This window comes from Zunongwangia mangrovi (genome assembly GCF_900112105.1).
Taxonomy (GTDB): Bacteria; Bacteroidota; Bacteroidia; order Flavobacteriales; family Flavobacteriaceae; genus Zunongwangia; species Zunongwangia mangrovi.
The window spans coordinates 173,059-192,418 of sequence record NZ_FOKV01000005.1 but is presented as its reverse complement, the minus strand read 5'-3'; the positions used below and the strand labels follow the sequence as shown (position 1 = coordinate 192,418).

Here is a 19,360-nt window from a genome sequence, read left to right as displayed (position 1 = left end):
GTGTTTATCCTGATTATCTGCTTAAGTATACTTTTCCTTGTCTAGCAGGAGTTGATCCGTCATTAAATTCAATCACGTAGAAGTATACTCCCACAGGTAGTACATCATCTCCAAGAGAAGATTCAGTTGGCGTACCATCCCAGTTTGGAGTACTAGCATTTCCTTTGTAAACCATATTACCCCATCTGTTATAGATTTCTATCGCATAGTTTGGATATTCATCTTCAAGATATTGGATGTCGAAAGTATCATTTAGACCATCTCCATTAGGTGAAATACCTTCCTGGAATCTAATTGTACAGTCTGTAAAGTTTACAGTATAAGCTAATCTTACAGCACTCTCACAACCTGTAGTGCTATTGTACGCACTGGCATAGTATGTCATGCCGTCTACCAATAGAGCGCTTTCACTAATCGCACTTCCACCTTCAGCAGCATCGTACCATGTGATATCTCCACCACTTGTAATTCCATCAGTTAAATAAGCGACAGTTCTTTCGTCGTACTCACAGATTTCAAATTGACTAGCATCGATTGTTGGAGTTCCTGGATCGTTAACAGTCACTGTAATAGCAGCTGTTTCAGATTCACAACCAGCAGCACTCATTTGAGTCACGTAATAAGTTCCTGAAGTTAGAACATCGGTTGATTCGATCATATTATCTGGATTAGCATCTGCGCTTGAGTAATAACCAATGTTATCTCCAGCGATATCAAGATCAGCGAAAGTAGCGCCGTCGATTGCACAAAAATCGCCATCTGTTACAACAGGTGCATCAGGCACTTCATTAACAGTAATTGTTAGAGTAGAAGAATCTGTTCCACAATCATTAGTTACCGTATAAGTGAATTCATATACACCAGCCGTACTAATATCGAAATTAGCATCTGCAAGATCAGTTCCATCTAAAGAGAAAATACCGTTGTCATCAGCACCATTTAAGTACATACTTAGATCCACAGTCGTATCTGCAACACAAATACCATCTGCAACAGTTACATCTTCACCAGCATTAGCATCTGGGTTTACAGTGATTGTGAAGGTAGCTGAATCTGATGTTCCAGCAGTAACACAAGTATCATCTTCATCTAAAGAATAAGTAATGGTATAAGTGCCATCTGTTGTTGCCATGAACATTCCATTTGTAACCATATCTCCAGTAAATTCACCAGAGGTAATAGCGTCGTCACTTAAGTATTCAAATAGGTCAACGCTTTCATTTACACATAAAGTAAACGCAGCATCATCACCAGCTTCAGCTTCAGAAGGCTCATTAACAGTGATTGTAAAAGTAGCTGAATCTGAAGTTCCTGCAGTTACACAGTAATCTTCGTCATCAACTGAATAGGTTACTGTATATGTTCCTGCAGTAGCAGAAGTGAATGATGTACCTGTAACACCATCACCAGTAAATTCACCAGTTGTATTAGCATCAGCACTTAAGTAAGAACTTAGGTCGATAGTTTCATTAACACAAGCTGAAATTTCATCATCTTCACCAGCTTCAGCAGCTGTAGGAGCGTTAACTGAGACAGTGAAAGTAGCAGTGTCTGAAGTACCATCAGCAACACATGCATCGTCTTCATCTATTGTATAAGTGATAGTATAAGTTCCTGCAGTTGTAGCAGTAAACATCCCATCAGTTACCATATCTCCAGTGAATTCACCAGAAGTAATAGCGTCATCACTTAGGTAATCAGCAAGCATAATAGTTTCGTTTACACAAGCAGAGATTTCCATATCGTCCCCAGCCTCAGCATCAGAAGGCGTATTTACAGTGATCGTAAATGTAGCAGAATCTGAAGTTCCAGCAGTAACACAGTTGTCCTGGTCATCTACCGTATAAGTAATTGTGTAATCTCCTGCAGTAGTAGCAGTGAAAGTTGAACCTGTAACACCTTCACCTGTAAATTCACCAGAAGCATTTGTGCTATCTGCTAAGTAAGAAAGAAGATCTACATTTTCGTTTACACAAGCATCAATTTCCATATCCTCACCAGCATCAGCAGGAGTAGGATTATTAACAGTGATCGTAAATGTAGCAGAATCTGAAGTTCCCGTAGTTACACAGTAGTCTTCATCATCAACTGAATATGTCACTGTATAACTTCCTGCAGTAGTAGCAGTGAAAGTTGAACCTGTAACACCATCACCAGTGAATTCACCAGTTGTATTAGCATCGGCACTTAAGTAAGCTGCTAGGTCTACTGTATCATTGATACATGCATCAAATGCCATATCGTCACCAGCTTCAGCAGCTGTAGGAGCGTTAACTGTAACAGTGAAAGTAGCAGAATCTGAAGTTCCTGCGTTCACACAAGTATCATCTTCATCTACAGTATAGGTAATAGTATAAGTTCCTGCAGTTGTAGCAGTAAACATCCCATCAGTTACCATATCTCCAGTGAATTCACCAGAAGTAATAGCGTCATCACTTAGGTAATCAGCAAGCATAATGGTTTCGTTTACACAAGCAGAGATTTCCATATCGTCACCAGCCTCAGCATCAGATGGCTCATTAACAATGATCGTAAATATAGTTGAATCTGAAGTTCCTGGAGTAACACAGTTATCCTGATCATTTACAGTATAAGTTACCGTATAAGTTCCTGCAGCTGTTGCAGTGAAAGAAGAACCGGTAACACCGTCACCTGTAAACTCACCAGAATCATTTGTGCTATCTGCTAAGTACGAAAGTAAATCTACAGTTTCATTAACACATATGTCAAAATCCATATCTTCTCCAGCATCAGCGTCTACAGGTGAATTTACGGTAATTGTAAAAGTAGCAGTGTCTGAAGAACCTGTGGTAACACAGCTGTTTGTTTCATCTACCGTGTAAGTTATGGTATATGTATCTGCAGTAGTAGCAGTGAAAGTAGTACCTGTAACGCCTGTTCCGGTAAATTCACCAGTTGTTAAAGCATCTTCACTTAAATATGCAGTTAAATCTACAGTATCATTGATACAAGCATCAAATGCCATATCATCACCAGCTTCAGCTGCTACAGCAGGAGTAATAGTTACCTCAAATTCTGTAGCTTCAGAAGTACAAGACCCATTGGTAGCAACGGCATAATAAGTGCCTTCTGCTAAAGCTGTGGTTGGATCAAGTTCAGTAGTTAATGAAGCATCATCGTAAATCATTACATCTGTTAAGCCTAAGTCTGCAACAGTAGCATCATCTGTTTCACAGAATTCAGCTCCTGTAATTGCAGGTGCATCTGGTTGTTCAGAAATTGTAATTTCGAATTCAGTTGTATCAGAAACACAAGAACCATTAGTAGCCACTGCATAGTAAGTTCCAGTTGCTAAAGCTGTGGTTGGATCAAGTTCTGTTGTTAAAGAAGCATCATCATAAACAGAAACGTTAGTATCTGTTCCTAAATCTGCAACAGTAGCATTATCTGTTTCACAAAATTCCATATCAGCGATAACTGGCGCATCTGGTTGCTCAGAAATTGTAACTTCAAATGCAGTTGAAACAGAAGCACAAGGACCATTAGTAGCCACTGCGTAATAAGTTCCAGTAGCTAAAGCTGTAGTTGGATCAAGTTCTGTTGCTAAAGAAGCATCATCATAGATAAGAACACCAGAATCAACTGCTAAGTCAGCAACTGTTGGATTTTCAGTTTCACAAAACTCCTGGTCTGCAACAACCGGAGCTTCTGGTTGATCTGTAAGTGTTATTGTAAATGTAGCATCATCTGTAGTACAATCATCTGCTACAGTGTATGTAATTGTATATGTTCCAGCAGTATAGTTTGCAGGATCAAATTGACCATTAATATCAGCGCCGTCTAGAGTAAATGTACCATCTGTATCGGCATCTCCAGAAAGAAGAGTAAATAGATCTAGAGAAGCGTCATTTGAGCATACCTCAGTACTAGCGTCATCACCAGCATTTACAGGAGGGATAACGGTAACGGTAACTTCAAATCTCTCTTCACTTTCTGTTGGAGGTAAAGCAGAACCAACATTGTTGATAATCTGGGTAGCATAGTAAGTTTCTCCATTCACTAATACAACATCATCACCCAAATTAGGGTTTGAAGTTTCTGTACTATACCAACGGATAGCTGTTGTATTTTCGCTTGTTCCCTGAGCAACTAAATCTGCAACAGTAGCACCGTCACAAAAAGTTTGTGCAGCATCTCCGGTAGGAGCAACTGCAACGATAGGATCGTAACGCATTGCTAATCTTTCAGATGGACAGCCTCCATTGTCGATTCCGACAAAGTAAGAGTTTTCTGCAATTAATTCGGTGTTTCCTGCTAAAGGAGTTTCATCAAACTGTCCTGCAAAAACAACAAGGTTGTCCCCTGGATTATCATCTTGAAGGGTAGCGATTAAATCATCTACATCATAAGAATCTGCAGTAGATCCTAAAGCAGGAGAAAAAGTAGTTCCGTATCCAGTTACTGGGGCTGGAGAAGAAGTTACTGTAACAGTAACTGGAAGTCTTGTTGTACAAGTTCCGTCAGCGTTACCCACATAATAGGTAAATCCATCCTCCAAAAGTTCGTTATCCGGAACAGGGTTTGTACCATCTTCCGATCGGTAAATTGTTGTACCATCAGTTACAATTGCATCAACGGTTTGCAGATAGCAGAAAGTCTGATTGTTTTGGGTACCTGTCGGCGTAGGGCAGTCACTTTGACCATACATCGACAAACCTCCCATAAATAGTACAAAGGACAGAAGGAACAACTTAGTTCCCCTAATCCTCAAAGTAAAATTTTGCATAGGCTAGGTGTTAAATTCGAATAATAAATAATAAAGTTTAAATTGTTTGTAGCACAAATATTATAATAATTTTTAATATCTGCGTTGTAAAACCTTCTGTATTTGGTAATAATTAGTATTTTTCCCCTTATTCTGGATTTTGTGTTAAAATCATTTGGATATAATTCTTAAAAATAGTAGTCAATTTCTTAAAAAAATTAACGTTTGGAGCTAAAAGCGCTTTTTTTGTTCTTTATTTTGGGATGTAATTTTTCAATTTTCGGTCAGGAAAACCTAAAATCTATGGAATTTCAGTTAGAGCAAAATAATTTTACTGCGGCTCTAGAGATTTTAGAGGAAAATCATAGTGACTCCGAGCTTGGTATATTGTATTTAGGGGACATAAACAGTCATTTAAAACACTGGGACGAAGCCATATCCTACTATGAAAAACTTGTAGAATTATATCCAAACTCGGCTTTATACAATTTCAAAATGGGTGGAGCTATGGGGATGAAAGCTATGGAAATCAATAAGTTTCAGGCAGCATTTCTTATTCCGGATATTAAGAAATATTTAGAAAAAGCTGTTGCTTTAGATCCAGAGCATATAGAGAGTCGCAGAGCTTTAGCGCAATTGTACCTGGAATTACCTTCTGTTCTAGGTGGAGGCCTTGATAAATCCTTAGCGCACACAAAAAAGTTGGAAGAACTAAATGAACTCGATTATCGCATTGCAATGGCTGCTATCTATGCCTATAAAGATAAAGAGGAGATTTCAGGAGAAATGATAAAGAAAGCTATTGAGAAATCTCAAACCAAACCATCTCTTATTTTACGTAATTACATGTACTTCGAATTGGCGCAGGAAGCTGTTCGTTATAAGGTTGCAGCTTCAGAGGTTGATTGGCTAATGAAGAAATATATTTCAGGATTTAATTACTTGGATCTAAAAACACCAGCAGAAGCTTATCTTAAATTAGCACAACTTTCAGAAAAAAGAGGAAATAAGAAAGCCGCAATAAAATATATTTCAAAGTCTTTAGACTATGATGCTAAAGCTGAAATTGCTTTAGAACTTCAAGAAGATATTCAGGATATGTAAGTCTTCGCTTCGCGATTATAAAAGCAATAAGTACATTTGCTGAAAATCGATATAATGAACATTCATTTTATAGCTATAGGAGGGAGCGCAATGCATGCTTTGGCCATAGCACTTCATAAAAAAGGTTTTAAAATTTCAGGAAGTGACGATGCTATTTTTGAGCCTTCAAAAACTGCACTTCAAAACTGCGAAATCTTACCTGCAGAATTTGGTTGGTTTCCAGAGAAAATCACAAAGGATCTTGATGCGGTTATTCTTGGGATGCATGCCAGAAAAGATAATCCAGAATTACTAAAAGCTCAGGAATTAGGCGTAAAAATCTATTCTTATCCTGAGTTTATTTTCGAACAGTCTAAAACCAAAACTCGTGTAGTAATAGGTGGTTCTCATGGTAAAACAACAATCACCAGTATGATCTTACATGTGATGCATTATCACGATCGAGATGTAGATTATCTGGTTGGTGCGCAGTTAGATGGCTTAGAAAATACCATTCAACTAAATGATGATAATGACTTTATTGTTATTGAAGGTGATGAGTATTTATCTTCTCCAATAGATCGTAGGCCAAAATTTCATTTGTACGAACCTAATATTGCGTTGTTAAGTGGTATCGCCTGGGATCATATCAATGTGTTTCCTACTTACGAAAATTATGTAGAGCAGTTCAGTATTTTTGTAAATAAGATCGTGAATGGCGGAATCCTGGTGTATAATGAAGAGGATGCGGAACTTAAAAATATCGTTGAAAATAGTGCAAATCCTATTAGAAAACATCCTTACCAAACGCCAGAATATTATATCGAGGATGGTGAAACCATTCTGGTAACTCCAGAAGGGGATATGCCTTTAGAAGTTTTTGGGAAACATAATCTTAGCAATCTTGCCGGTGCAAAATGGGTTTGCCAGCATATGGGAATAGATGAAGAAGATTTCTACGAGGCCATTTCAACATTCAAAGGAGCTTCAAAAAGACTTCAGAAAATTAAAGAATCTGGGGATTTTATTGCCTTTAAAGATTTTGCTCATAGTCCGTCTAAAGTAAAGGCGAGTGTAAAAGCCGTGAAGGAACAATTTCAGGAAAAAAAAGTTATCGCATGTTTAGAACTGCACACATTCAGCAGTTTAAATGAAAGTTTTATTGCTGAATATGAAAATTCACTAGATGCTGCAGATAAAGCCATTGTATTTTATTCTTTTGAAGCGGTTACGCATAAAAAATTAGAACCCATTTCTGCTGAAGCTATAAAATCTGCTTTTGAACGCGAAGATCTAAGCATTATTACAGAAACTTCAGAATTAGAAACACATCTTAAAACATCAAATTTCGATAATTCTGTATTACTTTTTATGAGTAGCGGAAATTACGGTGGAATTGATCTAGAGCAACTCGTAACCGAATTATAAAATTGGTTAAAATCTTTATTGCTTTTCTAATCTATTGTATTTTAACGGGATGGGAGAGGAGTCACAAGGTTTTAGTATTAAAAATTGGGCGATAGACGATAGGCCACGCGAGAAATTACTCAGAAAAGGGAAACTTGCTTTAAGTGATTCTGAATTGATCGCTATTTTAATAGGTTCTGGTAATCGAAAGGAAACCGCCGTAGAATTAAGCAAGCAAATTTTAGCTTCTACGCAGAATAATCTTAGTGAGTTAGGAAAACTTTCAGTTAATCAGCTTTGTAAATTTAATGGAATTGGTGAAGCCAAAGCAATTACGATTATTGCGGCTTTAGAGCTTGGTAGAAGAAGACGTTTAGAAAATGCTCTGGAAAGAACCAAAATCACCTCTAGCAGATCTGTATTCGAATTAATGCAACCTATTATTGGAGAATTACCACACGAAGAATTTTGGATTATTTATTTGAATAATTCTAACAAAGTGATCGATAAACTTCAGCTAAGTAAAGGCGGGATCACAGGAACTTTGGTAGATGTTCGGCTTACTTTAAAGAAAGCTTTAGAACTTGAAGCAGTTTCTTTGATCCTTGCGCACAATCATCCTTCAGGAACTTTAAAACCAAGTATGGCCGATAAGAATTTAACCCAAAAACTAAAAACAGCTTCAGAAAGTCTTGATATAAAAGTGCTGGATCATATAATTGTAACTGAAATGTCCTATTTTAGCTTTGCAGACGAAGCGATCTTATAAAATTACCCTTAATGCTACTGGTCTACACCCAAAAAGTTACTCCAAGAATCATCTATATCTTTAAGCATATCTGCACAAATATGCTTGGGGTTCAGATTAAATTTACTTCTAAAATCGAGGAGTTTGTAGCTCATGATGGCTTTAAAATGTCTTACGGGAAACAGGCATTAGGAAACGAATTTTTTATTCAGAATACAGATATTTTATTAGAGCATGGTTTTGGGGAGTTAGAAATTAAAGTGCAACCCTGGGGAAATACGGTTTGTTTCTTTCCGGTAAGTGATAATAGTGATTTACCATTCGATATTTTTGCAGCTTCTTTTTACCTCTTAACGCGTTACGAAGAATATTTACCTCACGTAAAGGATGAAGCAGGTCGATTCCCTGTTTCAGAAAGTTTGGCTTTTAGGGAGAGCTTTTTAAAAACGCCGGTGGTCGATATTTGGGTGCAAAAGTTTAAACAGGTTTTGCGGCAAAAATTCCCAGAAATGGAATTCAAAAAGATTGAATTTCATGTAGAAAGTATATTTGCGATAGAGCATGGCTTTGTGTTTAATAATAAGGGGATTATTAGAAGCATGGTGGGCTGGGGAAACGATCTTGTAAAGCTTCATTTTCATCGATTTTTCGATCGCATTAAGTCATGGATGAAAATTAAAAAAGATCCTTTCGATGTATTTGATGAATTGGTGCATCTCATAAAAAAACACTCGCTTTCGACAATTTTCATGTTTAAAGTGGCAGATTTTACACTTTATGATCGCAATATCAATTATAACAGGATACCGTATCGATCTAATATTAAATATGTTTCAGATTATGCGAAAATCGGTTTGCTTTTAGGTCATTATTCTTCACAAACTTTAAAAGTCCTGAAAAGCGAAAAATTTCGTTTAGAGAACATTATTCATTATCCGCTCGAAAATATATTGAATGCCAGTTACGATCTTGGTATTCCAGAACATTTTAATACGTTGGCAGAATTAGAGTTTGAGAATGATTATTCGATGGGGTATCCAGATGATCTTGGTTTTAGAGCAGGAACCTGTTCTTCCTATTTATTTTACGATATCAATATGGAAATTACGAGTCCGCTTCAAATACATCCTTACATATTTAATTCAAAAGTTGGGAAAAAATATTCTTCCGAAGAATTAAAAAAAGAGATCGCTAAAATTCACGAACGAGTAAAGAATGTTGGAGGAACGTTTAGGGCTATCTTTAAAAATGAAGACTTTTCTGAATATTATAATAACAAACGATATTACTCATTATTAAAGCAAATTCATGAAATTGAATAATATAGAGCATGTTTTTTTCGATCTGGATCATACCTTATGGGACTTCGATAAAAACTCGGCTCTTACTTTCGAATATATTTTCAAATTAAATAAAATCGACTTAGAACTTTCTAGGTTTCTCGAGGTTTATATACCTATAAACTTTGACTATTGGGAGAATTATCGCAAAAACCTGGTGTCTAAAGAAAAACTGCGTTACGGTAGGTTAAAAGATTCATTTACGGCGCTTTCTTACCGGGTAGATGATACGATTATCGATAAGTTATCTAATGATTATATCCTTTATCTTTCTGAATATAATCATCTATTGGACGGAGGAGTTGAAGCTTTGGATTATCTTTCTGATAAATATACACTCCATATTATTACTAATGGATTTGAAGAAGTTCAGCATAAAAAATTGAAAAATTCCAATATTCTAAACTATTTCAATACCATAACAACTTCTGAAGAAGCCGGAGTTAAAAAACCACATCCCACTATTTTCGAAATGTCGCTAAAGAAAGCTAATGCCTTACCAGAAAAATCGGTAATGATTGGCGATAATTATGAAGCTGATATTATTGGTGCAGCAGATTTTGGTTTACAAACTATTTATTTCGATTATTACAATAAGTCGGCATACAACAATGTTATAGGGATAAAGAATTTAAAGAACCTCAATCTATATCTTTAAAATAAGGCAATACGATCGATATTCGTTATTTTTAAGCAGATTTTTAAATTATCCAGATTATGAAAAAACTATCAGTTTTATTCGCAATATTATTTACAGCAATAACTTACGGGCAAAAAACAATCAATGATTATAAATATGTGATTGTGCCAGAGAAGTACGAATTCTCGAAGGAGAAAAATCAGTATCAACTTAATGCGCTGACTAAATTTTTGTTAGAAAAATACGGTTTTTCAACTGTAATGAAAAGTGAAGAAAAGCCCAAGGAACTTCAATCTAATAATTGTTTAGCGCTAGAAGCAGATGTAGAGAATAATTCGGGCTTATTTGTTACTAAGCTGGTATTGCAGCTAAAAGATTGCTACGGGAACGTGATTTATGCCACAGAAGAGGGCAGAAGTAGAGAGAAAGATTATAAAAACGCTTATCACGAAGCTTTAAGAGATGCATTTACTTCATTGGAAGATTTAGATTATACCTATAGCGAAGATCCAGTTGTTGCTGAAGCTCCTAAAAAACAAGCCTCAAAACAAGCAAAAGCTATTGCCACTGCGGAAGTTTCTAATACTCCGGAAGAAGAGGTTGAAGTGGTTGAAGAAAACGAAGTGAATAAAGATGATGCGATAGAAGCAGTTATTGATGGTACATTCTACACCAATGATAATGCAGTTTATTTCTTGGAAGAAAACCAATCTGGTTACGGTTTTTACCAAAAAGGAATGGCAGAGCCTTTTGCAATGCTGATAAAGTCTGATGGATCAGATAACTTTATATACAATTCTTTAACCAAACAGGGAATGGCTTATTTTTCAAAAACAGGAGATCTTATTGTTGAGATATTTGATCGCCAGGCCGGTAAAACCGTGAAAACAACCTATAGGCTTCAGGATTAATAATTGTATTTACCAGACCAACGTTTCCGAAGAAATTCACGTTGAGAGTTTTCTCGCGAATTATTTCCAGGTTCGTATATAATGGTATTCCTGATCTCATCAGGTAAAAATTCTGCCTTTATAAAATTGCCTTCGTAATTGTGAGCGTATTTATAATTTTCGCCATAACCAAGATCTTTCATCAATTTTGTAGGGGCATTTCTTATATCCAGAGGAACTGGTAAGTTCCCCATTTGTTTTACTAAGCTAGACGCTTTTGCAATCGCTTCGTAAGCAGCATTACTCTTTGGTGAAGTTGCAAGATAAGTAGCGCATTGGCTAAGGATGATTCTTGCCTCAGGGTAGCCGATGGTATTTACGGCTTGAAAAGTGTTGTTAGCGATCACTAAAGCAGTAGGATTGGCGTTGCCAATGTCTTCGCTGGCTGAAATTAGCATTCTGCGTGCTATAAATTTTACGTCCTCTCCGCCTTCTATCATTCTGGCTAGCCAGTAAACAGCGCCGTTAGGATCACTGCCACGAATCGACTTTATAAATGCTGAAATGATATCATAATGTTGCTCTCCAGTTTTATCATAAAGCACGGTGTTTTGCTGCACTTTTTCAAAAACCATATTATTGGTGATTTCAGCACCTTCGTCGCTAGAATTTACAAGTAACTCAAAGATGTTAAGTAGCTTTCGTGCATCACCACCACTCAGCCTTAAAATGGCTTCAGTTTCTTCTAATTTGATGTTTTTTGAAGCGATTATTTTATCTTCTTTCATTGCCCTATTTAGTAGTGCAATAAGATCATCTTTAGAAAAAGGCTTTAAAACGTAAACCTGGCACCTGGAAAGTAATGCTGAAATCACTTCGAAACTGGGATTTTCTGTAGTGGCGCCTACAAGCGTAACCCAACCTTTTTCGACAGCACCTAAAAGTGAATCTTGCTGAGATTTACTAAAACGGTGAATCTCATCTATAAAAAGAATCGGACTTTTTGTCGTAAATAAGCCGTCACTTCTTTTGGCCTTTTCAATCACTTCCCGCACATCTTTAACGCCACTACTAATAGCGCTTAAAGTAAAGAAAGGACGGTCAGATTCATTAGCAATTATATTGGCTAAGGTTGTCTTGCCTACACCAGGAGGTCCCCAAAAGATCATTGATGGTATAATACCACGTTGAATTTGTTGGCGTAAAGCACCTTTTTCGCCAATAAGGTGTGTCTGACTTAGATATTGGTCTAAGGTTTTTGGTCTTAGTCTTTCTGCTAATGGCTGGTTCATTTTGCAAATGTAAAAATTAGAATGACAAAATCTCTGCTAAGCAATATTGGTTATTTTTTTGTAGTATTATTTTAAAGTAAAAACGGTGAAGCCAAAACAAGATTTTAATTTTACTCCTGGTGTTGTGGGTTATCCAATCATTTTTGTTTTTGCGATCTGGATCGTGTTTTGGGTCGAAGTTCGATTTGGAGTGAATTTTAATGATTTCGGGGTTTATCCAAGAAAGAGCAGTGGATTACCAGGTATTTTCTTTTCTCCTTTTATTCATAGCGGAATAAAACATTTGTTCAATAATACGATACCACTTTTGGTGCTTTCTATGGCTCTTTTTTATTTTTATCGTAGCATTAGTTGGAGGCTCTTGGGTTATGGTTTTTTACTAACAGGTTTATTGACCTGGTTAATTGCAAGGCCAGCTTATCATATCGGCGCTAGCGGAATCATTTATTTGCTGGCTTCTTTCTTATTTTTCAAAGGAATTTTTTCAAAACATTATCGATTAGTTGCCCTTTCTCTTATTGTAGTTTTTCTCTACGGAGGGATGTTGTGGTATGTTACACCAATAGATCCAGAGATTTCCTGGGAAGGTCATCTCTCCGGTCTTATCGTAGGTTTATTGTTTGCTTTTGTTTTCAAGAAAAATATTGCGAAGGAACCTAAATATGTTTGGGAACAACCAGATTATGATGAAGAGCAGGATGAGTTTATGCGTCATTTTGACGAACACGGAAATTTTATTGAAAAATTACCCGACGAAATCGACGAAAATGAGCAAACAGACGATATAAAAATTAATTATATCTATAAACCGAAACAAGATAAAGAGGCTTAAATACGTTGTCGCACTACTTCATACAGAAATGCCCCGCAAGCTACAGATACATTTAGCGATGCTATTTCGCCGTGCATAGGTAATTTGGCCTTATGATCTATCGTTTTTAAAATTGAGGGCGAAACTCCTTTGGCTTCATTACCCATTATGATTGCTGAAGGTTTTTTAAAATCGATATCGTAGATTAGATTGTCTGTTTTTTCTGTAGCGGCAACGGTTTGTATTCCGCTTGATTGAAGATAGAACATTGCATCTTTGATGTGGTTAACTTTGCAGATCGGTATTTTAAATACTGCACCTGCCGAAGTTTTTACGGTATCAGCATTAATTGGTGCCGCACCTTTCTCTGGAATGATAATCGCGTCTACACCACAGCATTCAGCCGTTCGTATGATCGCACCAAAGTTACGAACATCATTTACCTGATCTAACAATAAGAAAAAAGGAGCTTCTTTTTTCTCTAATATTGGCTCTATAGTTTCTTCGAGTCCCTTAAAAGCTACAGGACTAATTTTAGCTACAACTCCCTGGTGATTACCTTTGCTTAAATTGTAAAGTTTTTCCTGTGGAACATAGGAGATATTGAAGTTCCCTTTAGATAAAGTTCTTTTAAGTTCAGAAAAAAGGTCTCCTGAAAGTCCTTTCTGAATAAAAATTTTATCTATAGTTTCTCCGCTTTCGATAGCTTCAATAACGGCTCTAATTCCAAAAATAGTTGTAGCATCTTTCATGCGACAAAAATAGGAGAAGTATTTCAATTTATCCCTCTAAAAACAAAAATGAAATTTAAAGTTGAAAAGAGTTAATGCTTTTAGAAGATACGTACTAACAAAAAAATCAGAATAGAGGTTTTAGTTCTATTCTGATTTCATCAATTATTTTTAATATTAATTTTATAGGCTGTGGTAGTATCCTGCAACAGGAACCATGTCTGCAGCTGTTTCAACATCGATGTTATTGTTGTCGATGTAAATTTCGATTAGATCTTGTTTGTCTTTAAATGTTTAACTTGCAAAAAAAAACCTGTAGCGCCAGCTACAGGTTTTTAATATTAATATGTAACTACTAATTAGTTTACATCCCAGAAAATGGTTGTTTGCGTAGAGTCACCACCTATTGCTTCTGAAGCATCAATGTAATTTGCTTCATTTAGGTTAGTTTCATCCACAGGGTATGTATATCTTAATGGGACATCAGTTTCAAACTCTGCAGGTATATTTAGTGTTGGAGCATCGTATTTTCTCCAAACTGACCATCCTTGAAAAGGATTATCAAACATAGCAATCCAATACTGGGTTGCAAATTGTTCGTCTGTACCATCATATGCAACTTCTGCTTGGTTTAGGTATGAAGTTGCCTCTGCATCGTCAACTCCCCAATAATTCATTGAAGCTGTAATGGCAGCAATATAATGTGTTTCTGCATCACCTGATACAGAATATCCTAATTCAGCAGCTTTTGATTGATTAAATCTAACTTCCGCATAATCTAATAAAATACCTTCTCTTGTAGGCTCTAAAAATGGGTCTCCAATATGGGTGTAATCACCGTAGTTATTGCTAGCGCCGTAAATACCACCTTCGTAATCTGGTAAGTTTTCATCAAAATATACCATTCTTCTTGGATCATCCAAAGAGTTCATGTAGTCAACTATAGTGTTAGAAGCTAAAAAGTCTGATCTTCCGCTTAAAACTAAATCTTCCCATAATGGATTACCATAAGGATCGTTTCCTTGGTATACTACTGTAGCATTTTGATCGTTTGATGTAAAAACACCTGAACTTACTGCAGATTCCACAGTAGATTGAGACAATTCAGGGTTAACATCAGAAATTCTCATTCCTAATCTAAGTTTAAGAGAATTGGCGAATAAAATCCATGAGCCCATATCTCCACCATATACTACATCTGCTGATGAGTAACCTTGCCCAGCAGAAAGTAAAGCTTCCACATTGTTAAGACGTGATATTAGATCTTCATAAATCATCATGTCATCATCATATGCTGGCAGTGAAAAATCATTAGCTTGCCCAGCCTCGGTGTAAGGTATGTCTCCAAAACCATCGACTAAAACATGCCATGCATAAACTTCAATTACTTCTAATTGTCCAGTTCGAGCATCTTTTTCAGATTGTTCTAATTCAGTGTTTGCAGCAACTATTCTTTTGGCATCCTGCAGGTCGTAAATTACATCTCGGTAAAGCTCAGACCAAACGTTGTCTGGGTTTTGTCTAGATGTGAAATTGTAATTAGGCTCATCTACATAGGTAGTAGTTGTAAAATATTGAGCTAAAAATCTATATAAACCCTGGTTTACACTAGGCGTAGCCATATTATCGCTTAAGCTTACTGTTGCAGCAGTAAATAAAAAGTCTGATGCAACTTGTGTAGGGTTTTTAGGGTCTCTATTCAAATCTTCGTACTCTTCGTCACTTTGGCAAGACCAAAGTGTAACGAGAGCTGTTAAAGCTATGATATATTTCTTCATTGTAATTTTCATTAAAAGTTAAGTTTAATACTAGCACCTATTTCTCTAACTGCCGGATAAGCTCCTGATTGGTATCCCTGAATATTTCCTGAACTTAATCCTGCCTCTGGATCAGAGTATGGAATGTTTTTATGAATAATCCATAAATTTCTTCCTATCAATGAAAGAGATGCTCTTGTGAATGGAGTTGCATCTATAACGCTAGGTCCAAAATTATAAGTTATACCAGCTTCTCTAAGTTTAACAAAAGAAGCGTCGTAAACGTGTCCTTCATTAGCATCTCTACCATATCCAAAAGGATTTCCGTAGTAATCTGTTCTAGCTCTTGTGGTATTCTCAGATGTGTTTGTTACTTCGTAAGATCCGTCGCTGTTATAAGAAACGTCACCTTGTACACCATCTAGAATAACTCCTCCTCCATTTTCAAGAGTATTTCTTTTAGGATTTCCTAAGTCGTTTAGTCCCACACTTGTTTCATACAATCCAGTTGCTCTACCATACCATGTATCAAGAGAGAAAATATCACCACCTTTTTGAACATCTATTAAGAAATTAAGAGAAAGGTTCTTGTATGAGAATGTGTTTGATACACCTCCTGTCCAATCTGGTTGAATATTACCAATAATGTAATTTGCGTTTGGTGTTCTTTCGTAATAACCTGCATCAGTTATTACACGATTTCCTGCATCATCATAAACGTATGCTGAACCTCTAATTGCTCCGTAAGGTTCACCCGGAGCTGCATTTATCGAGATTCCACCTTGTACACTTGCTAACTGTAAATTATCTATCCCGTCAGCCAGTTCAACTACCTCACTTCTGTTTTGCGCCCAATTAATATTCATTATCCAGTTAAAATCGTCTGTTCTAATTGGGTTGAGCGTAAGAGATGCTTCAATACCTTTGTTCTCTATAGTCCCAGCATTCAACAATTGTTGAGAGAATCCCGTTGCAGTTGATACAGGTACTGGAGTAATTTGGTTTTCTGTCTGAGAGTTGTAGTATGATAAATCAAAGCCTAATCTTCTATCAAAGAAATTACCTTCTAATCCAATCTCATATGCTTTTTTTCTTTCTGGATCTAAATTAGGGTTTGCTAGTTGGGAATTATTACTTGCCCATCCTGCAGAACCGAAAGGAGCAGAAATTTGGTAAGTATTAAATACTCTATATGGACTAGTGTCATTACCAACTTCAGCGTAATTTGCTCTAAACTTTGTATAACCTAGCCAATCAGCATTTATTAAGTTTGAAAGAATTATTGAAGTTGAAACAGAAGGATAATAGAAAGTATTATTTTCCTTAGGTAGTGTAGAAGAACGGTCTCTTCTTATTGTTCCCTCAATATAATAAGTATCTAAATATCCTAAACCAGCTCGTGCATATATACCGTCTAACATACGATCATTTTCGTATTCTGAGGGTGGATTTATTGGTGAAGCTGAGTTGCTAAGCGCGAAAAAGTTAGGAGCGTTTAGACCTCCGTTGGTGGAAGCAAGAATATAGCTTCTTTCGTTCCTACGTAGATTGAATCCTAAATTTCCATCTAAGTTCAAATCGCTTGAAATATCTTTATTGAAATTTAATATTAAATCGTAATTGTATTCTGCAGCTCTATTGTTGAATCTTGAATAGTAACCAAGGTCTGCACTACCAACCTCCCTTCTTTCTTCTTGTAACTCATCGTAAGTATCGAATGAAAATCTACCTAATACACTAAAAACATCACTAATTTCATAGTTTAAATTGATGTTTCCGAAATATCTATTTCGTGTATCTGTTTGATAATTTTCGTATAGAGTCCAATAGGGATTGTCAGAGTATATTGGTGATAGATTATCTGGTCCGTTTGGGTTCCAAGTTATATTCTCTCCGGTCGCAAAATATGCAGCTCTTTGTTCATATAGATCGACATTTGTTTGCCACCATTGTCTAAATTGCTGCATTATATTTGTTGAACTATACCCAGTTCCATATCTACCTTTACCATCGGTTTTAGTGAAGGTTATATTCGCTTGTGCAGAAAACTTATCAGTAAAATCATGAGCTCCACTAAACTTTATTGTATTTCTTTTAATCTCACTATTAGGTAAATTACCTTCCTGCATGAAATTTGTTGCGCTTATTCTGAATGAACTTTTATCTGTTCCTCCATCCAAGGCAACAGTATTAATGCTAGTGTGACCTGTTTCCCAAATATCGTTAGGAGTATGTTCCCCAGCTTCCCAAGGCGTGGCTTGTTGATAATAGTCATAATCTGTACCTGCTAGCTGAGGGTAAATAGAATTCCATTGATATACTGGACTCCCATCGAATCGCCCTCCAAAAGAAGCGTCTTCAGTAAAGGGTGTCGTTCTATCTAGATTACCATCTCCATCAATATCCGCTAAATTGAAATAGCCATCTTCAGATTGGTAATAAGCACCGTATCCAGCTCCATATTGATCTTGGTATTCTGGTAAAGTTTTATTGTTCACATGGCTGGTCATTAAAGTTGAGCTTATTGATATACCAATACCTTTGTTTTTTTGGCCCTTTTTGGTTTCAATAATAACAGCTCCATTAGCTGCTCTAGCACCATATAATGCAGTTGCTGCGGCACCTTTTAGTATGTTTATGGATGCAATATCATTTGGGTTTATATCAGATGCTGCGTTTCCATAATCGTACCCCCCTCGTCCTGAAGCTTGGCCGGATCTATTGTTGTTTGCATTACTAATAGGTGTACCATCAATTACAAAAAGTGCTTGATTGTTCCCAGTTAATGAAGAGTTTCCACGAATAACCACGTTAGAAGAACCTCCCATAGTTCCTGAATTGGAAATTTTTAAACCAGCAACCTTCCCAGAAAGAGAATTTACGAAGTTTTGAGTAGGGACATCAGATACAGCGCTTCCATCAACCTCTTGAGTTGCATACCCTAAAGATTTTTTATCTCTTTCAATACCCAGAGCAGTCACTACAACTTCATCTAACTGTGCAGAATCCATTTGAAGTGTAACATCTATCGTGCTACTTTCAGTTACTGTGAACTCCTGAGTTGTCATACCGACAAAAGAGTAAACTAAAACACTGCCGCTTTGTGCGGAAATCGAATAATTACCGTCGAAGTCTGTTTGAGTACCGTTGTTTGTGCCTTTAACAAGTACTGTAACGCCAGGAAGTGGTAAGCCATCGTCGTCGGTGACTGTTCCGGTAATCGTACGTTCTTGCGCAAACGTAATATGCGCAATTAACACTAATAAAAGTGTTAAAATACTACTTAATTTTACTTTCATTTTGAATTTGTTTGAATTAGCCAGCTTCAAATGTGATAATAAATCGTTAAGAAATCAAATTTATACATATTGTGAATTTATTAATATTTTAAACTAAAACGTTATATATTTATGTAAAGTGTTGCCTTTTAGTGAGTTAAGAATTAGTGTTAAATGTTGTTTTTTCTGCGAAATTAACATTTTCGTTTTTCTAGAAATGGTACTTATTTAGTGTGATTTAACGTATACTTTGAAATTTCGAAAAAAAATCTCTATTTGTTGTTTTGTGAGTTATCAAAGAAAGGGGAGTCTTGTAAGTTATATCACTTTATCATTTCGTTTGAACAACATAATTTCGACATAATTTACTTAAAGATGGAAAGTTTCGATCATATTTATCTGAACATTAAATATGCGCAAAATTGAATATAAGTATTATATGGAAGAAGCTTACTGAAAAACATTAAAAAAGCTTCGACAAGAATTTTCAAAATTGAAGTAACGTTGTTAGGAATCTCACTATGGATAAATTTTTACGGTGTTTGGAGTGTGGGAAATATTACTGATAAAACAATTGATCACTATTCAAAAATCATTGGTGGGATTCTGGTGGTAATTGCACTATACAGGAATAATAATTGGGATTTTTAATCTTTA

General features: G+C 36.2%; 12 protein-coding genes. 7 read left to right on the top strand and 5 right to left on the bottom strand.

Features of this window, described 5'->3' with window-relative positions:
• Positions 1-13: 13 nt before the first annotated feature.
• On the bottom strand, positions 14-4,747 hold the full coding sequence (locus BM201_RS12725; RefSeq protein ID WP_092543199.1) for a T9SS type B sorting domain-containing protein: 4,734 nt from the start codon (positions 4,745-4,747) through the stop codon (positions 14-16).
• A 282-nt stretch (positions 4,748-5,029) separates the two neighbouring features.
• Here BM201_RS12725 and BM201_RS12720 point away from each other — a divergent pair, with 282 nt between their 5' ends.
• Genes BM201_RS12720 through BM201_RS12695 form a run of 6 tightly spaced genes read left to right on the top strand, consistent with a single transcriptional unit; the run spans position 5,030 to position 10,855 of the window.
• Complete coding sequence (locus tag BM201_RS12720) at positions 5,030-5,830, top strand: tetratricopeptide repeat protein (protein ID WP_092543197.1); 801 nt, start codon at positions 5,030-5,032, stop codon at positions 5,828-5,830.
• 54 nt (positions 5,831-5,884) lie between these two features.
• Positions 5,885-7,237, top strand: coding sequence for a UDP-N-acetylmuramate--L-alanine ligase (locus BM201_RS12715; protein WP_092543195.1), 1,353 nt, complete (start codon positions 5,885-5,887; stop codon positions 7,235-7,237).
• Positions 7,238-7,286: 49 nt separating this feature from the next.
• The gene (radC, locus tag BM201_RS12710) at positions 7,287-7,985 is read left to right on the top strand and encodes a RadC family protein (RefSeq protein ID WP_092543193.1); all 699 of its coding nucleotides are present in this window, start codon (positions 7,287-7,289) and stop codon (positions 7,983-7,985) included.
• An 11-nt stretch (positions 7,986-7,996) separates the two neighbouring features.
• On the top strand, positions 7,997-9,286 hold the full coding sequence (locus BM201_RS12705; protein WP_245758635.1) for a polysaccharide deacetylase family protein: 1,290 nt from the start codon (positions 7,997-7,999) through the stop codon (positions 9,284-9,286).
• The gene (locus BM201_RS12700; RefSeq protein ID WP_092543191.1) at positions 9,273-9,962 is read left to right on the top strand and encodes a YjjG family noncanonical pyrimidine nucleotidase; all 690 of its coding nucleotides are present in this window, start codon (positions 9,273-9,275) and stop codon (positions 9,960-9,962) included. Before BM201_RS12705 ends, BM201_RS12700 begins: the two co-directional genes overlap by 14 nt.
• Positions 9,963-10,021: 59 nt before the next feature.
• Positions 10,022-10,855 (top strand): hypothetical protein, encoded by an 834-nt coding sequence (locus tag BM201_RS12695; RefSeq protein WP_092543189.1) that lies wholly within the window; start codon positions 10,022-10,024, stop codon positions 10,853-10,855.
• Here BM201_RS12695 and BM201_RS12690 read toward each other — a convergent pair.
• Positions 10,852-12,126 (bottom strand): replication-associated recombination protein A, encoded by a 1,275-nt coding sequence (locus BM201_RS12690; RefSeq protein ID WP_092543187.1) that lies wholly within the window; start codon positions 12,124-12,126, stop codon positions 10,852-10,854. The two genes, BM201_RS12695 and BM201_RS12690, sit on opposite strands and share 4 nt — an antisense overlap.
• Positions 12,127-12,211: 85 nt before the next feature.
• Between BM201_RS12690 and BM201_RS12685 the strand changes: the two genes are divergently transcribed.
• The gene (locus BM201_RS12685) at positions 12,212-12,958 is read left to right on the top strand and encodes a rhomboid family intramembrane serine protease (protein WP_092543185.1); all 747 of its coding nucleotides are present in this window, start codon (positions 12,212-12,214) and stop codon (positions 12,956-12,958) included.
• Here the strand turns inward: BM201_RS12685 and rlmB are convergent.
• The 3 genes from rlmB to BM201_RS12670 form a co-directional block, all read right to left on the bottom strand.
• Positions 12,955-13,689 carry a 23S rRNA (guanosine(2251)-2'-O)-methyltransferase RlmB gene (rlmB, locus tag BM201_RS12680; protein WP_092543183.1) on the bottom strand — a complete coding sequence of 245 codons (735 nt, stop codon included), beginning with the start codon at positions 13,687-13,689 and terminating at the stop codon, positions 12,955-12,957. The two genes, BM201_RS12685 and rlmB, sit on opposite strands and share 4 nt — an antisense overlap.
• A gap of 338 nt (positions 13,690-14,027) precedes the next feature.
• Positions 14,028-15,458, bottom strand: coding sequence for a SusD/RagB family nutrient-binding outer membrane lipoprotein (locus tag BM201_RS12675; protein ID WP_245758634.1), 1,431 nt, complete (start codon positions 15,456-15,458; stop codon positions 14,028-14,030).
• Positions 15,458-18,724: a SusC/RagA family TonB-linked outer membrane protein gene (locus BM201_RS12670; protein ID WP_092543181.1), complete on the bottom strand. Its 3,267-nt coding sequence runs from the start codon at positions 18,722-18,724 to the stop codon at positions 15,458-15,460. Before BM201_RS12670 ends, BM201_RS12675 begins: the two co-directional genes overlap by 1 nt.
• Between the last annotated feature and the right edge of the window lie 636 nt (positions 18,725-19,360).

Excerpts from the sequence above, each read along its gene's own strand:
- rlmB (WP_092543183.1), bottom strand. The coding sequence starts at position 13,689 with ATGAAAGATGCTACAACTATTTTTGGAATTAGAGCCGTTATTGAAGCT.
- BM201_RS12690 (WP_092543187.1), bottom strand. The coding sequence starts at position 12,126 with ATGAACCAGCCATTAGCAGAAAGACTAAGACCAAAAACCTTAGACCAA.
- radC (WP_092543193.1), top strand. The coding sequence starts at position 7,287 with ATGGGAGAGGAGTCACAAGGTTTTAGTATTAAAAATTGGGCGATAGAC.
- BM201_RS12675 (WP_245758634.1), bottom strand. The coding sequence starts at position 15,458 with ATGAAAATTACAATGAAGAAATATATCATAGCTTTAACAGCTCTCGTT.
- BM201_RS12725 (WP_092543199.1), bottom strand. The coding sequence starts at position 4,747 with ATGCAAAATTTTACTTTGAGGATTAGGGGAACTAAGTTGTTCCTTCTG.
- BM201_RS12670 (WP_092543181.1), bottom strand. The coding sequence starts at position 18,724 with ATGAAAGTAAAATTAAGTAGTATTTTAACACTTTTATTAGTGTTAATT.
- BM201_RS12720 (WP_092543197.1), top strand. The coding sequence starts at position 5,030 with ATGGAATTTCAGTTAGAGCAAAATAATTTTACTGCGGCTCTAGAGATT.
- BM201_RS12695 (WP_092543189.1), top strand. The coding sequence starts at position 10,022 with ATGAAAAAACTATCAGTTTTATTCGCAATATTATTTACAGCAATAACT.
- BM201_RS12700 (WP_092543191.1), top strand. The coding sequence starts at position 9,273 with ATGAAATTGAATAATATAGAGCATGTTTTTTTCGATCTGGATCATACC.
- BM201_RS12705 (WP_245758635.1), top strand. The coding sequence starts at position 7,997 with ATGCTACTGGTCTACACCCAAAAAGTTACTCCAAGAATCATCTATATC.
- BM201_RS12715 (WP_092543195.1), top strand. The coding sequence starts at position 5,885 with ATGAACATTCATTTTATAGCTATAGGAGGGAGCGCAATGCATGCTTTG.